The organism is Propionicicella superfundia DSM 22317 (genome assembly GCF_000423465.1).
Taxonomy (GTDB): Bacteria; Actinomycetota; Actinomycetes; order Propionibacteriales; family Propionibacteriaceae; genus Propionicicella; species Propionicicella superfundia.
In genome coordinates this window covers 60,290-73,968 of the sequence record NZ_AUIA01000018.1, presented here as the reverse complement: position 1 = coordinate 73,968, position 13,679 = coordinate 60,290, and the positions used below count along the sequence as shown (strand labels likewise).

At 71.0% G+C, this 13,679-nt stretch carries 15 protein-coding genes and 1 riboswitch; of the genes, 7 read left to right on the top strand and 8 right to left on the bottom strand.

Going from position 1 to position 13,679, the window contains the following annotated elements; all coding sequences use genetic code 11:
* The first annotated feature begins 38 nt into the window (after positions 1-38).
* The 5 genes from G555_RS0103375 (at position 39) to G555_RS0103355 (ending at position 5,791) form a co-directional block, all read left to right on the top strand.
* Positions 39-578, top strand: a complete 540-nt coding sequence (locus tag G555_RS0103375) for a universal stress protein (RefSeq protein ID WP_028707776.1) — start codon at positions 39-41, stop codon at positions 576-578.
* Positions 569-1,015: a fluoride efflux transporter FluC gene (locus G555_RS0103370; protein WP_051208353.1), complete on the top strand. Its 447-nt coding sequence runs from the start codon at positions 569-571 to the stop codon at positions 1,013-1,015. The genes G555_RS0103375 and G555_RS0103370 overlap by 10 nt, the downstream gene beginning before the upstream one ends.
* Positions 1,012-1,389: a fluoride efflux transporter CrcB gene (crcB, locus tag G555_RS0103365; protein ID WP_028707774.1), complete on the top strand. Its 378-nt coding sequence runs from the start codon at positions 1,012-1,014 to the stop codon at positions 1,387-1,389. Before G555_RS0103370 ends, crcB begins: the two co-directional genes overlap by 4 nt.
* 383 nt (positions 1,390-1,772) lie before the next feature.
* Positions 1,773-3,290: a methyltransferase gene (locus G555_RS0103360; RefSeq protein WP_028707773.1), complete on the top strand. Its 1,518-nt coding sequence runs from the start codon at positions 1,773-1,775 to the stop codon at positions 3,288-3,290.
* Positions 3,287-5,791, top strand: a complete 2,505-nt coding sequence (locus tag G555_RS0103355) for a polynucleotide kinase-phosphatase (protein ID WP_028707772.1) — start codon at positions 3,287-3,289, stop codon at positions 5,789-5,791. Before G555_RS0103360 ends, G555_RS0103355 begins: the two co-directional genes overlap by 4 nt.
* A 198-nt stretch (positions 5,792-5,989) precedes the next feature.
* Here G555_RS0103355 and G555_RS17705 read toward each other — a convergent pair whose 3' ends face one another.
* From G555_RS17705 to G555_RS0103335, 4 genes are all read right to left on the bottom strand, one after another.
* Complete coding sequence (locus G555_RS17705; protein ID WP_084634657.1) at positions 5,990-6,907, bottom strand: amino acid ABC transporter permease; 918 nt, start codon at positions 6,905-6,907, stop codon at positions 5,990-5,992.
* Positions 6,904-7,566, bottom strand: coding sequence for an amino acid ABC transporter permease (locus G555_RS0103345; protein ID WP_028707771.1), 663 nt, complete (start codon positions 7,564-7,566; stop codon positions 6,904-6,906). The genes G555_RS17705 and G555_RS0103345 overlap by 4 nt, the downstream gene beginning before the upstream one ends.
* Before the next feature lie 86 nt (positions 7,567-7,652).
* The gene (locus G555_RS0103340) at positions 7,653-8,489 is read right to left on the bottom strand and encodes a glutamate ABC transporter substrate-binding protein (RefSeq protein ID WP_036921004.1); all 837 of its coding nucleotides are present in this window, start codon (positions 8,487-8,489) and stop codon (positions 7,653-7,655) included.
* Positions 8,490-8,509: 20 nt separating this feature from the next.
* The gene (locus G555_RS0103335; protein WP_028707769.1) at positions 8,510-9,250 is read right to left on the bottom strand and encodes an amino acid ABC transporter ATP-binding protein; all 741 of its coding nucleotides are present in this window, start codon (positions 9,248-9,250) and stop codon (positions 8,510-8,512) included.
* 156 nt (positions 9,251-9,406) lie between these two features.
* Between G555_RS0103335 and G555_RS17700 the strand changes: the two genes are divergently transcribed.
* The gene (locus tag G555_RS17700) at positions 9,407-9,739 is read left to right on the top strand and encodes a GNAT family N-acetyltransferase (RefSeq protein ID WP_051208351.1); all 333 of its coding nucleotides are present in this window, start codon (positions 9,407-9,409) and stop codon (positions 9,737-9,739) included.
* Between the two features lie 7 nt (positions 9,740-9,746).
* On the opposite strand, the gene G555_RS0103325 is transcribed toward G555_RS17700, so the two are convergent.
* From G555_RS0103325 to thiM, 4 genes are all read right to left on the bottom strand, one after another.
* A complete protein-coding gene (locus G555_RS0103325; protein WP_028707768.1) occupies positions 9,747-10,394 on the bottom strand; it encodes a TenA family protein in 648 nt (215 codons plus the stop codon).
* The gene (gene thiD, locus G555_RS0103320) at positions 10,391-11,185 is read right to left on the bottom strand and encodes a bifunctional hydroxymethylpyrimidine kinase/phosphomethylpyrimidine kinase (RefSeq protein WP_084634654.1); all 795 of its coding nucleotides are present in this window, start codon (positions 11,183-11,185) and stop codon (positions 10,391-10,393) included. Before thiD ends, G555_RS0103325 begins: the two co-directional genes overlap by 4 nt.
* The gene (gene thiE, locus G555_RS0103315) at positions 11,182-11,814 is read right to left on the bottom strand and encodes a thiamine phosphate synthase (protein ID WP_028707766.1); all 633 of its coding nucleotides are present in this window, start codon (positions 11,812-11,814) and stop codon (positions 11,182-11,184) included. Before thiE ends, thiD begins: the two co-directional genes overlap by 4 nt.
* Entirely contained in the window at positions 11,811-12,620 is an 810-nt protein-coding gene (gene thiM / locus G555_RS0103310; protein ID WP_028707765.1) for a hydroxyethylthiazole kinase, read from the bottom strand. Before thiM ends, thiE begins: the two co-directional genes overlap by 4 nt.
* A riboswitch (TPP riboswitch) is annotated at positions 12,611-12,708 on the bottom strand. Its footprint overlaps the gene before it by 10 nt.
* 58 nt (positions 12,709-12,766) lie before the next feature.
* On the opposite strand from thiM, the gene G555_RS0103305 reads away from it, so the two are divergent.
* Positions 12,767-13,678, top strand: a complete 912-nt coding sequence (locus G555_RS0103305; RefSeq protein ID WP_028707764.1) for an ABC transporter ATP-binding protein — start codon at positions 12,767-12,769, stop codon at positions 13,676-13,678.
* The last annotated feature ends 1 nt before the right edge of the window (position 13,679 follow it).

The window sequence follows — 13,679 nt, the reverse complement described above, 5'->3', positions numbered from 1 at the left end:
AGGGGCGCCCCTGCGCCCGTGAGCCAGTGAGGACAACCATGGTGGATCGAATACCGCCGCAGCCGGATCCCTCGCGACTGACCCCGTTCGCCGGGCGTCCCCTCGTCGTCGCCGTGACACCCGGTCAGCCGTCGCTCGTCGCCCTGACCGCCGCGTCCCTGGTCGCGGCGACCGGCGGTGCGCTGTACTTCGCCTACGTGGACGCGTCCCGCTACACCGAGGACGAGTACCCCGACGGGACGGTCCGGCACCTGCCCATCAACCCCGACGCGGCCGACGACACGTGGACGACGACGAAGGAGACGCTCGTCGTGCAGCTCGGAGACGCCCTCGCCGGGCAGCCGGCCGAGTGGCACTTCCGCTATCTCGCCGGACGCGTCGACCGCTCCCTCACCCATCTCGCGCGGGCCGTGGACGCCGCCGCGATCGTCGTCGGGACGCGGGTCGGCCGGGCCCACCGGGTGTCGGACTTCCTCAACGGCTCGCTGCAGATGCAGTTGTCGCACCGGCAGCACCGCCCCGTCCTCGTGGTTCCGCTCCAGGTCGTCGACTGGCGAGGGAGGGCACCGTGGGAGTGAGCCGCTCCCGCCTCAGACCCCCTCACCGCGACCTGCTCCCGTTGCTCGGCATCGGCCTCGGCGGCGCCCTCGGCACCGTGACGCGGGCCGAGCTGTCCCGGCTGTGGCCGGTGTCGCCGGGGGACTTCCCGTGGACGACGTTCGTCATCAACCTCACCGGAGCGGTCGTCCTGTCGTTCCTGCTGGAGGCGCTGGGACGGCGCGGGCCCGACAGCGGCCGGCGCCGCCTGATCCGGCTGACCGTGGGGACCGGTCTCATCGGCGGGTACACCACGTACAGCACGTTCGCCGTCGAGACCGTGCAAGCGCTGGCCGTCGCCCCGCTCGTCGGGGTCTGCTACCTGGTCGCCAGCGTGGTCGGCGGCCCGCTCGCCGCCGTCCTCGGGTACCTGGCCGCCCGCCGGCTCGTGCCCCTGGCCGGGAAGGCGGTCGCATGAGTCTGTTCCTGCTGGGTCTCGCCGGCGGTCTCGGAGCGATCTCCCGCTTTCTCGTCGATGCCTTCGTCGCACGGCACAACCGGTTACGGCTGCCGATCGGGACGATCGTCGTCAACGTCAGCGGCGCACTGCTGCTGGGCATCCTCACCGGCTGGGCCACCCATGCCGCGCCGGGCCTTCCCGCGGAGCTCCGCCTCGTGCTCGGGACGGGCTTCTGCGGCGGCTACACGACGTTCAGCACGGCGGCCGTCGAGGCCATGCGCCTCGGGCTCTCCGGGAGTCCCGACCGCGCCGTCCTGTACGCCGTCGTGACGGCCGGCGGCGCCGCCGCGGCCGCGTTCGCCGGTCTCTGGGCGGGGTCGCTGCTGGCCTGACTGCGAGGATCTCGACGCAGTCCTGTTGAGTGCGGTGAGCCGTGGTCCGAGCGCCAGGACGCCGAGTGAGCCAGGTTGCGAGGCATAGGAGGCCGGGTCATCCGGCCGTTGCGGGGTGACCGCCACGTTGCACGGGTTATCCGGCCCGGATCCGGCGCCGTATGCCTCGCAAGGTGGTGGTCACGGTTCGAGGGCTGCGTCCACCGGGGCGGTATGCCTCGCAACCTGGCGGTGAACCCCGCAACCGGACGGGCTGGGTGCATGCGCGCGTGTCCGGCCCGGGAGTTCCGCCCGGTGGGGACGGCGTGGCCGCACGGCGGGCCGGCTGCGATGAGCCCGAAAGTCGGATGCCCCGGGTACCGGGAGTCCGACACAATGGCGAGATGTTCCTGTCCGTGACTCTGACCGGTCCCCACGCACCCGACCTCGGCTTCCTGCTGCACAAGCATCCCGGTCGCGTGCAGACGTTCGACCTCGCCGCCGGGCGGGCCACGGTGCTGTACCCGGTGGACGAGCCCGGTGAGAGCACGTGTGCGCTGCTGCTGGACATCGACCCGATCGCCCTCGTCCGCGGCAAGCGCTTCCGGAGCGAGTCGGGCCTGCTCGACCAGTACGTGAACGACCGGCCGTACGCGGCGTCGTCGCTCGTGTCGGTCGCACTCGGACGCGTGTTCCGAAGCGCGCTCAACGGCGAATGCCCGGCTCGGCCCGGCCTGGCCGACCGCGCGCTCCCGCTGACCGTGCGGATCCCGTGCGTACCCGTGCGGACGCACCGCGACGCGTCCGCCGACGCACAGGTACGCGCATTGTTCGAGCCGCTCGGCTGGACCGTGGACGCGCGCAGCGTTCCGCTCGCCCCCGGCCTCGACTGGGGCGACGCCCCCTACGTCGACCTCACCCTGTCCGGTGAGCAGCGACTCGCGGACGCGCTGAGCCACGTCTACGTTCTGCTGCCGGTCCTGGACAACGCAAAGCACTACTGGGTCGGTTCCGACGAGGTGGAGAAACTGCTGCGGCGGGCCGAGGCGTGGCTGCCCGCCCCCCCCGCCAGGGATCTCATCCCCCGCCGCTACCTCGCGTTCAGGCGCGAGTTCGTCGCCGACGCGACGGCCAGGCTCGACGCGCTCGACGGTGCGGTGCCCGACACCGCGGGCGCAGCGGCGGACACCGGCGACGGGGCGCTGCCCGAACCGGCCGACGAGACAGGCCCGGCCGGCGAGACCGTCGCGGCGGGCGAGGTCGCGCCGGCGGTGCCGTCGATGCCGGAGACAGGCTCCGCGGACGTCGCGGGCCGCCCGCCCCTGGCGGCTCGACGTGCCGAGGCCGTCCTCAACACCCTGCACGAGGTCGACGCCCGGCGAGTCGTCGATCTGGGCTGCGGCGAGGGCCACTATCTGCGGCGGCTGATCGCCGACCCCCACTTCACCGAGATCCTCGGGGTGGACGTCTCGCCGCGCGCCCTCGCGACCGCCGAGCGGCGGTTGCGCCTGCACCGACTGTCGGACCGGCAGCGGGCGCGGCTGACGCTGCGGCAGTCCTCGGCGACCTACCGCGACGACGGGCTCGCCGGCTACGACGCGATCCTCCTGGTGGAGGTGATCGAGCACATCCCGCCCGACCGGCTGGAATCGGTCGCCGCCAACGTGTTCGGCGCCGCGCGGCCCAGCCACGTCGTCGTCACGACGCCGAACGTCGAGTACAACGCGGTCTACGGACTGCCCGAGGGGCGCCTGCGTCACGCCGACCACCGCTTCGAGTGGACGCGCGCCGAGTTCGCCGCGTGGGCCGCCGCCGTCGCGGACGTCCACGGGTACGACGTCGAGCTCCGCGGCGTCGGCGACGTCGATCCCGACCGCGGCGCACCCACCCAGCTCGCCGTGTTCGGCAGGAGGGCCGCATGAGAGAACTGCACGTGCCCGCGCTCAGCCTCGTCGCCCTGGTCGGGGTGTCGGGCTCGGGGAAGTCCACCTTCGGCGCCCGGGCATTCGCCCCGTTCGAGGTGATCGGCTCGGACTTCTGCCGCGGCCTGGTGAGCGGCGACGAGAACGACCAGGCCGCATCCGGCGACGCGTTCGACGTCCTGCACTACATCGTGGGCAAGAGACTCGACCGGGGCCTGTTGACGGTCGTGGACGCGACCAACGTGAGCGCAGAGTCCCGCGCGGCGCTCGTGGCGCTGGCCCGCGACCACGACGTCCTCCCGGTCGCCCTCGTGCTGGACGTCGATGTGAACCTGGCCATAGAACGCAACCGGGCACGTCCCGACCGGGCCTTCGGCGAGGGGCCCGTGCGGCGGCAGCATGCCCAGTTGCGCAGGTCTCTGCGCGGAGGTGCGAAGGAGGGGTTCCGGGCGGTCCATGTGCTGAAGGGCCCCGCCGAGATCGACGAGGCCACGATCGTCCGCGACCCTCTCCTCAACGATCGCCGGAGCCTGCACGGACCTTTCGACATCGTCGGGGACGTCCACGGCTGCCTGGACGAACTGCTCGACCTGCTCGCCACGCTGGGGTACGCCGTGAGCCGGGACGACCGCGGCCGGCCCGTCGACGCCGCTCACGCGGAGGGGCGCACCGCCGTCTTCCTCGGCGACCTCGTCGACCGCGGACCCGCGGTGGCCGGCGTCCTGCGGCTCGTCATGGGCATGACGGCCGCCGGGCACGCCCTCGCCGTGCCCGGCAACCACGAGGCGAAGCTCGTCCGCGCCCTCGACGGGCGGAACGTGAACGTGTCCCACGGACTCGCCCAGACCCTCGCCGAGCTCGACGCCGAGCCGCCCGAGTTCCGCCGCGCCGTGCGCGACTGGTGCTACGACCTCGTCTCGCACCTCGTGCTCGACGACGGGAATCTCGTCGTCGCCCATGCGGGACTGAAGGAGGCCTACCACGGGCGCGCGTCGGGCCGGGTGCGGTCGTTCGCGCTCTACGGGGACACCGACGGCGAGACCGACGAGTTCGGCCTGCCCGTGCGATACCCGTGGGCCGAGGAGTACCGCGGCCGGGCGCTCGTCGCCTACGGGCACACGCCGACGACCGACCTGGAGTGGGTCAACAACACGATCTGCCTCGACACCGGCTGCGTGTTCGGCGGAATGCTGTCGGCGCTGCGCTACCCCGAGCGCGAGACCGTCCAGGTTCCCGCGCGGGCGGTCCACTGCGAGCCGGTGAAGCCGCTCGGCGGCGCCCGGCCGGCCGAGCGGCCGCGCGACGAGCTGCGGCTGGACGACGTCCTCGGGCGGCGGGCCGTCGAGACCGCCGGCGGCCGGGTCACCGTGACGGCCGAGAACGCCGCCGGAGCCTTCGAGGTGATGAGCAGGTTCGCTCTCCACCCGCGGCTCGTGCCGTACCTGCCGGCGACGATGTGCCCGGTGGCGACGTCCCAGCGCGAGGGATACCTGGAGCACCCGGAGGAGGCCTTCGCCCAGTACGCGGCGTGGAGCGTCGGCAACGTGGTGTGCGAGGAGAAGCACATGGGGTCCCGCGCGGTCGTGTACCTGCGGCCCGACGGCGGCGCGGTGTACACGCGGACGGGCCGCACGTTCTTCCCGGGCGATCTCACCGAGACGCTGCTCGGACGGGTGCGCGCGGCCGCGACGACCGCGGGGCTGTTCGGCGAGCTCGGCAGCGAGTGGCTGCTCCTGGACGCCGAGCTCCTGCCGTGGTCGGCGAAGTCGATGGGGTTGCTGCGGGAGCAGTACGCACCGGTCGGGGCGGCGGCCGAGCTGGCGCTGCCGTCCGCCGTGGCGGCCGTCGAGAGCGCTCGCGCCCGCGGCCTCGACGTGACCGAGACCGCCGACTGGACGCAGGCCCGGCTCGCCGACGCCCGCGCGTATGCGGCGGCGTGGCGCCGGTATGTGTGGCCGACCGAGGGGCTGGACGGTGTCCAGCTCGCCGTCTTCCAGGTGCTCGCCGCCGAGGGCCGCACCTTCGTCGACGTCGATCATCGGTGGCACCTGGACCTGTCGGACCGTCTCGTCGCCGCCGACCCCGGGCTCTTCCGTGCCACGCGGCGCCGGGTGGTCGATCTCGCCGAGCAGGCCGACCGGGACGCGGCCACCGCCTGGTGGGAGGGCCTCACCGCCGACGGGGGTGAGGGGATGATCGTCAAGCCGCTGCCGGACGCCGATGGCGAGCGGAGGTGGGCCCGCGACGTCCAGCCCGGGGTGAAGGTCCGTGGCCCGGAGTACCTGCGGATCATCTACGGCCCCGAGTACGCCCGCCCCGGGAACCTCGCGCGGCTGCGGTCGCGGAGCCTGCGGCACAAGGCGTCCCTGGCGATCCGGGAGCACGCCCTCGGACGCGAGTCGCTGGACCGGCTCGTTCGCGGCGAGCCGCTGTGGCGCGTGCACGAGGCCGTCTTCGCGGTGCTGGCACTGGAGTCCGAGCCGGTCGATCCCCGCCTGTGAGGCGCTGCCCGGCGTGCGGCGGCATGGTGCGCCCGGACGTCGTGGTGCACGGGGAGCCGCTCGACGTGGCTACCCTTCGGCCGCGCCGCTACGCCAAGGCCGCGAAGCTACCCGTCGCCCGGTAGCTTCCCGGCCGGAGCGTAGCGACGCGGGAGCATCGACGCCCCACCGGTAGCGACGTGCCCAGGACGGCGGCGCTCAGCGCGGAGGCTCCTCCTGGTGGCCGTGCGGATGGAGGATCTCCTCGCCCTCGGGCGGACCGAGCGGGGCGGCGGGGATCGCCTGGGTGACCGCGCCGGCCGTGCGCCCACGACTGCGGAGGCGGTGCTCCACGAGCGATGCCAGCCGGGTGAGCAGGTAGTTCAGCGTGATGAACAGCCCGGCCGCGACGATGTAGGCGGGGATCGTGTTCCCGTACGCACTGCCGAGGGTCTTCGACCAGTTGAGCAGGTCCAGGTAGGTGATCGAATACCCCAGCGCGGAGTCCTTGAGGATGACGACCGTCTGCCCGATGAGGGCCGGGAGCATCGCCGTCAGCGCCTGTGGGAGCTGGATCTGACGCAGCGTCTGGCCACGCGTGAGACCGATCGACAGACCCGCCTCGCTCTGACCCTTGGGGAGTGCGTTCACGCCCGAGCGGACGAGTTCGGCGATCAGCGATCCGTTGTACAGCGTGAGAGCGGTGACGACCGCGATGAAGGGGTTGAGCGCGCTGCCGAACAGCTGCAGCCCCGAGTACACGCCGAACGCGAAGATCACCATGATGAGGACCGGGACGGCCCGGAAGAACTCCACCACGAGGCCGCAGGGGATGCGGATGAACGGCGACCGGGAGAGCCGGCCCATGCCGAACAGCAGCCCGAAGACCAGTGCCAGGACGATGGCCGTCGCGGCGGCCCGCAGCGTGCCGAGCAGGCCGGGGATCAGATACTCCACCCAGGCCACGGGCGTGAGGAACGGCTCCCACATGTACGGCGCCAGTTGGCCCTTCTCACCCATCTTGGTGATGACGACGTAGCCGATGACGGCGACGACGGCGAGGGCGACGACCGTGAAGACGTTGTACAGCGCCCGGGTCTTCGGACCCGGCGCGTCGAACAGGGCGGGGGCGCTCATCGCTTCACCGCCAGTCTCTCGGACATCCAGGTGACGGCCACGCCCAGCGGGAAGGTCATGATGAGGAACCCGACCGCGAAGATGAAGAAGACGCCCAGCGTGCCGGTCTCGTTCTCGACGACCTCCGACATCAGGCCGGCGGCCTCGGTCACGCCGATCATCGCGGCGACCGTGCTGTTCTTGATGAGGGCGATGATGGCCGAGCCCAGCGGCGCGATGGACCCGCGGAACGCCTGTGGCAGGAGCACCTCGCGTAGCGACTGGCCGAAGGTGAGACCGATGGAACGCGCCGCCTCGGCCTGCCCCGGCGGGATGGTGTTGACCCCGCTGCGCAGCGCCTCGCAGACGTACGTCGCGTGGTACAGGCTGAGCATGATGACGGCCCACCAGAACGCGTTCGTCTTCGCGTTGTCGGAGATCTGGAGGCCGAGGATGTAGGTGAGGCCGAGGATGGAGAACACCATCAGCAATGTCAGCGGCGTGTTGCGGATCGTGTTCACGTAGCCCGTGCCCATCGCCCGCAGCACCGGCACGGGGGCGACCCGGAGGACGGCGACGATCGTGCCCAGCAGCAGCGAACCGATCGTCCCGAGGACCGAGAGCTGAATGGTCAGCCAGAATGCTCCGACGAAGTCGTAGTTGGCGAGGATCTCACCCACTGTGCCTCCTTACTTCTCGACTCGTTCGACCCTGACTCGCGAGGGTGCCGCCCGGCGAGGGTCGTTCGCCGGGCGGCACCACAGGGCTACGAGCAGGCCGCCGGGGTGGGCGGGTTGCCGGCGCCGGGGGTGAAGCCGGCCGGGCCGAGGTTGTTGGTGACGAACGTCTGCCAGGAGCCGTCCGAGATCATCTCCGTGATCGCGGTGGTGATCTTGGTGCACAGCTCGGTGTCGCCCTTCTTCAGGCCGATGCCGTAGTTCTCGGTCGAGAACGTGTTGCCGACGACCTTCAGCTTGCCCTTGTACTGTTCCTGCGCGGCGTAGCCGGCGAGGATCGTGTCGTCGGTGGTCAGCGCGTCGATGCTGCCCGCGGCGAGAGCGGCCACACACTCCGAGTACGTGCCGAACTCCTGCAGGTTGACGTCGGGCACCTTGTCCTTGACGTTCTGCGCGGACGTCGACCCGGTCACCGAACACAGCTTCTTGCCGCTCAGCGCGTCCACACCCGTGATCGACGTGTCATCGGCCCGGACCAGCAGATCCTGGCCGGCGATGAAGTACGGACCGGCGAAGGACACCTTCTCCTTGCGCTTGTCGGTGATCGAGTACGTGCCGACGATGTAGGTCACCTGACCGTTCTCGATCAGCGACTCCCGCTGCCCGCTCGGCGCTTGCGTCCACTCGATCTGCGACTCGGAATAGCCCAGCTTGTCCGCCACGTACTTCGCGACGTCGACGTCCATGCCCGTGTACGTGTCGCCCTGCTTCAGGCCGAGACCCGGCTGGTCGAACTTGATGCCGATCTTGATTGTGTCGCCGGATCCGGATGTGGACCCGGTCGTGCCCGAGCCGCACGCGGCCAGGGACAGCATGAGAACCCCCGCGAGGGCCCCCATCGCCAGTTTCTTTGCAGACACTTCCATTCCTCCTTGGTTGCGGCGGATCAGTGGGTCAGGATCTTGCTGAGGAAGTCCTTGGCACGATCCGTCTTCGGATTGGCGAAGAACTCATTGGGGACGGCCGTCTCGACGATCTGACCGGCGTCCATGAAGACGACCCGGTCGGCCGCCTTCCGGGCGAACCCCATCTCGTGCGTGACGACGATCATCGTCATCCCCGAGGCCGCCAGCTCGACCATGACGTCGAGGACCTCGTTGATCATCTCAGGATCGAGGGCCGACGTGGGCTCGTCGAAGAGCATCACCTTCGGGTGCATCGCGAGCGATCGCGCGATGGCGACCCGCTGCTGCTGGCCGCCCGACAACTGTGCCGGGACCTTCTTCGCCTGGTGCGCGACGCCGACCCGTTCCAGGAGCTGCATCGCCTCCTTCTCGGCGTCCGCTCTGGCGAGCTTGCGCACCTTCATGGGGCCGAGCGTGACGTTCTCCAGGATCGTCTTGTGTGCGAACAGGTTGAACGACTGGAACACCATCCCGACATCGGCACGCAACTGTGCGAGCGCGCGTCCCTCCTCGGGCAGTGGGACGCCGTCGATGAGGATGGACCCGGACTCGAACGTCTCAAGCCTGTTGATCGTGCGGCACAGGGTGGACTTCCCCGACCCGGACGGGCCGATGAGGATGACGACCTCACCCTTGTTCACTTCGAGATCTATGTCCTGCAGGACATGCAGATCCCCGAAGTGTTTGTTCACCTTGCTGAGTTGGACCAACGGGCTAGCCATGGCTCACCCAAACATTCCGCCGAAGTGCTGGTCAAGTTGGTCGTGTTCCGATTCCATTCCGATTCGATAAAGGTACGGTGACCTTCCGCGCGCCCTGCACCGCCGTGCCCACAGGGATTCCGTGCCTCACCAGGGCCCTTCGGATAGGGTCTCGACATGACGGACGTCATCATCCGGAAGAACACCGAACGATCGCGCTACGAGGCGCTGCTCGGCGACGAGGTCGCGGGCTATGCGGAGTATCGCCGGCTCGACGGCGACGTGATCCAACTGCCCCACACCCTCGTCGAACGACGCTACGAGGGTCACGGCGTCGGGAGTGCCCTCGTCCACCATGCACTCGACGACATCGCGGCCCTCGGGCTCCGTGTCGACCCGTTGTGCCCGTTCGTGGCCGCGTGGATCGACCGGCATCCGGCGTACGCGCCGCTCGTCGCCGTCGACCGCACCCGTGGCGCCCACGACCGGCGCGCGACGCCCGAGCCCTGACAGGTCCTCAGACGGGCCACGGCTCCCGGCGCCAGGCCGCGTCCCAGAACATCCACTCGTACCGCGACGCCGTGACGAACGCGGTCGTCATGCGCGCCGCGGTGGTCTCGTCGGCGGCATCGCCGAGCCGGTCCACGATGCGGCGGGCCTGCTCGACCTGACCGGCGAAGGCCGGATCGGAGTACAGCCCGATCCAGTCGGCGAACGGGTGGTCGTCCAGCCGCCCGGCGCGCTCCAGCAGTTCGTTCCCGACGTCCTGGTACACCCAGTAGCACGGCAGGACGCCGGTCGCGGCCTCGGCGTAGTTCCCACCCGCGAGGAGCGAGAGCAGGTAGGACGTGTAGGCGCGGGAGGTCGGCGACATCGTGGCCGCGTCGGGGTCCGCGACGTGGCTGGCGTGGAGTTGCCGCTCGACCTCGATGGACTCCCGGGCGCCGGTCGCCCAGAAGACGAGGTCGGCGGGGTCGGTCGCCATCGTGGCGAGACCCGCGAGCACGCGTCCGTACTGGCCGAGGTAGAGGGCGTCCTGCGTGAGGTATCCCACGAACAGGTCGCGGTCGAGGGTCCCGTCCCCGAGTGTCTGCAGGAACGGGTGTTCGCCGATCGCGGCCCGGATCGGGACGATGGCCTCCCACAGGCGGTCGGTGAACCTCATGCGCGCTCCCAGATGTCGAAGAAGTGGTGCACCGGGCCGTTGCCGCTCCCGATCCGCAGACCGTCGGCCGCGGCGATCGCCCCGGTCAGGTACTCCTTGGCGGCGGCGACGGCGTCGACCCAGTCGGCGCTGACCGGGCGGAGCGCCGCGATCGCCGACGACAGGGTGCAGCCGGTGCCGTGCGTGTTCGTCGTGGCGACGCGGCGCGCGGTGAGTCGGACGGTGCGTCCGGGCTCGGTGTAGACGTCGGTCGCGGCGTCGTCGAGGTGCCCGCCCTTCAGCAGGACCCGCTGGGCCCCGAGGTCGAGCAGGGCCCGGGCCTGGGCCTCGAGTCCGGCCGTCGTCGTCGCCGGGGCGGTGTCCAGCAGGACGGCCGCCTCGGAGATGTTCGGGGTGATGAGGCTCGCCAGGGGGATGAGCCGGCGGACGGCGTCCTCGGCGTCGCGCGACAGGAGCCGGTCCCCGCTGGTGGCGACCATGACGGGGTCGAGGACGCTGATCGCGAACCCGGGCAGGTACTGCCCGACGAGGTCGGCCAGGTCGGTCGTGGCGAGCATCCCGATTTTCACGGCGGTCGGTGCGATGTCCGCCAGGACGGTGTCGAGTTGCAGCTTCACGAAGTCGGTCGGGACGACGTGGACGCCGGTGACGCCCTGGGTGCTCTGCGCGGTGAGGGCCGTGATCACGGTCATGCCGTAGGCGCCGAGGGCCGAGAACGTCTTCAGGTCGGCCTGGATGCCGGCGCCCCCCGACGGGTCGCTGCCGGCGATCGACAAGGCGGTGATGGTCATCGACGACTCCATTCACGCACGAGCGAGGCGGTCGCGGCCGCCGGGTCGGGCTGCCCGCAGATCGCGCTCACCACGGATGCCCCGGCGACGCCGGTGTCCCGAACGGCGGCGATGTTGGAGGGTCCGATGCCGCCGATCGCGACGGCCGGCCACGGGCAGGCGGCCACCCGCTCCGCCAAGCCGGCGAGCCCGAGGGCGGCTCCCGCGTCGGGTTTGGTCGACTGGTCGAACACCGGCCCGATGCCGACGTAGTCCAGTCGGGCGCCCGTGGCGCGGGCCGCGGCGAACTCGGCCGGCTCGGACGCCGAGAGGCCGAGGATCGCGTCGGGACCGAGCAGCTCCCGGGCCTGTGCGATCGGCATGTCTCCCTGCCCGACGTGAGCGCCGTCGGCGCCCGCCGCGGCGACGAGGTGGACGCGGTCGTTGAGGACGACCGGCACCCCGGTCCCGCGGGCGGCGGCGACGACCTGGACGGCGAGGGCGAGGAATTCGTCGTCGGTGGCGTGGGGATCACGGACCTGGACGAACGTGGCCCCGGCGCCGATGGCGTCGCGGACGGTGCGGGCCACGCCGTACCCGCCGCACAGGCCGGTGTCGGTGATGAGATAGACGGAGAGGTCGAGGGTCACGACAGCCGCGCTCCTGCCTCGATGTCGGCGGGTGTGACGGCGTCCAGTTCGTCGAGCAGCGCGACGGCGAACGACCCGGGCCGGGGCGCGACGCGCACGGCGCGCTCGGCGGCGACGGTGAGCAGAGCCGTGGCGGTCGCGGCCGCCAGCAGCCGGTCGTCGGTCACGGCCGCGAACCCCGCCATGAGGGCGCCGAGGGAGCATCCGACGCCGGTGACCCGCGTCATGACCGGGTGCCCGTTGTGGATCCGGACGAGCCGGTCGCCGTCGGTGAGCTGGTCGACGTCGCCCGACACGGCGACGACGGTGCGATGGGCTCTGGCGAGGTCGCGGGCGATGTCCACGACGGACGCGGACGACTCGGAGCTGTCGACCCCCCGTCCGCCCGCGCCGCCCGCCAGGCCCGCGATCTCGGAGGCGTTCCCGCGCAGGATCGCGGGGTTCGCGAGGCCCAGCAGCTCGCGCGCCACCCCGGTCCGCCACGCCAGGCCGCCGGCGGCGACCGGGTCGAGGACCCAGGGCGTGTCTGCCTCGGCCGCGGCGGACACGGCCACGCGCATCGCCTCGACGGGTTCGAGATACGGCGTGCCGAGATTGACCAGGATGCCGCTCGCCACCTTCGCGAAGTCGCCGGACTCCCGCGGGTTGTCGACCATCGCGGGTGCGGCGCCGGACGCGAGGAGGACGTTGGCCGTCCATTGGGCGACGACGATGTTCGTGATGCAGGCGACGAGCGGCTGGGCCGACCGGAAATCGGCGAGGGCGGCCGCGAGCGCAGCGGATGACAGTGATGTGGTGGTCGTCATGTCGACGTCCCTTCGCTAGCACGATCTAGATCAGGTTCGACGGGTGTGTTCTCAGCCCCATGTCGCCGGGGCACCCCGCGTCGTTGCCGCGATTCTACTCCCGGAGTGTGCCCGTCGGGGTGCGAACGTTGGCTAGGTTGGCGGACATGACAGAGCCGAACGCGGTCATCTCGGTCCGGGACCTGCACATGAGCTTCGGCGAGCAGCACGTGCTGAAGGGTCTCTCCTTCGAGGTGTACCGCGGGGAGACCTTCGGTCTGCTCGGCTCCAACGGCTCCGGGAAGACGACGACGCTGCGCGCTCTGCTCGGCATCTACCCCACGGCTCGTGGCGAGGCCCTCATCGAGGGGACGCGGTTCGATCCGAGCATGGGTGCCCGGATCGGGTACCTGCCGGAGGAGCGCGGGCTGTACCGCAAGGAGCCCGTGCTGCCTGTCATGACCTATTTCGGCCAGCTCAAGGGGATGCCGGCGGCGGTGGCGGAGGGGTGGTCGCGCGGGTATCTGGAGAAGGTCGGGCTCGCCGGGAAGGAGCGCACGCGGCTCGACAAGCTGTCGGGCGGGGAGCAGCAGAAGGTCCAGCTCGGCGTGACCATCATGAACGACCCCGCGCTGCTCATCCTCGACGAGCCGACGAAGGGGTTCGACCCGGTCAACCGGCGGCTGCTGATGTCCATCGTCGAGGAGCACCGGCAGCGTGGCGCGACGATCGTGATGATCACCCACCAGATGGAGGAGGTCGAGCGGCTGTGCGACCGGGTTCTCCTCCTCAAGGACGGTGTGGCCGAGGCCTACGGCACGGTGCCCCAGGTCCAGGACCAGTACGGTGGGCGGACGCTGCGGATCGAGTTCACCGGGCGGCTGCCGGACTCGCCGACGGTGCGTCCCACGGTCCGGGAGCAGAACTACGCCGAGATCCCGCTTCCGGACGGTGCTCCGGCCACAGGCATCCTGCGCGAACTGCTGGACGCCGGGGTCGAGATCCGTCGGTTCGAGACGTCCCGGGCGAGCCTGGAGCAGATCTTCCTGCAGGTCTACGGGGAGCGAGCGGAGGACTGAC

Bases quoted from the DNA above. Each gene is read 5' to 3' on its own strand.
- G555_RS0103375 (WP_028707776.1), top strand. From the start codon at position 39: ATGGTGGATCGAATACCGCCGCAGCCGGATCCCTCGCGACTGACCCCG.
- crcB (WP_028707774.1), top strand. From the start codon at position 1,012: ATGAGTCTGTTCCTGCTGGGTCTCGCCGGCGGTCTCGGAGCGATCTCC.
- G555_RS0103360 (WP_028707773.1), top strand. From the start codon at position 1,773: ATGTTCCTGTCCGTGACTCTGACCGGTCCCCACGCACCCGACCTCGGC.
- G555_RS0103355 (WP_028707772.1), top strand. From the start codon at position 3,287: ATGAGAGAACTGCACGTGCCCGCGCTCAGCCTCGTCGCCCTGGTCGGG.
- G555_RS17705 (WP_084634657.1), bottom strand. From the start codon at position 6,907: ATGAGCGCCCCCGCCCTGTTCGACGCGCCGGGTCCGAAGACCCGGGCG.
- G555_RS0103340 (WP_036921004.1), bottom strand. From the start codon at position 8,489: ATGGAAGTGTCTGCAAAGAAACTGGCGATGGGGGCCCTCGCGGGGGTT.
- G555_RS0103335 (WP_028707769.1), bottom strand. From the start codon at position 9,250: ATGGCTAGCCCGTTGGTCCAACTCAGCAAGGTGAACAAACACTTCGGG.
- G555_RS17700 (WP_051208351.1), top strand. From the start codon at position 9,407: ATGACGGACGTCATCATCCGGAAGAACACCGAACGATCGCGCTACGAG.
- G555_RS0103325 (WP_028707768.1), bottom strand. From the start codon at position 10,394: ATGAGGTTCACCGACCGCCTGTGGGAGGCCATCGTCCCGATCCGGGCC.
- thiD (WP_084634654.1), bottom strand. From the start codon at position 11,185: ATGACCATCACCGCCTTGTCGATCGCCGGCAGCGACCCGTCGGGGGGC.
- thiM (WP_028707765.1), bottom strand. From the start codon at position 12,620: ATGACGACCACCACATCACTGTCATCCGCTGCGCTCGCGGCCGCCCTC.
- G555_RS0103305 (WP_028707764.1), top strand. From the start codon at position 12,767: ATGACAGAGCCGAACGCGGTCATCTCGGTCCGGGACCTGCACATGAGC.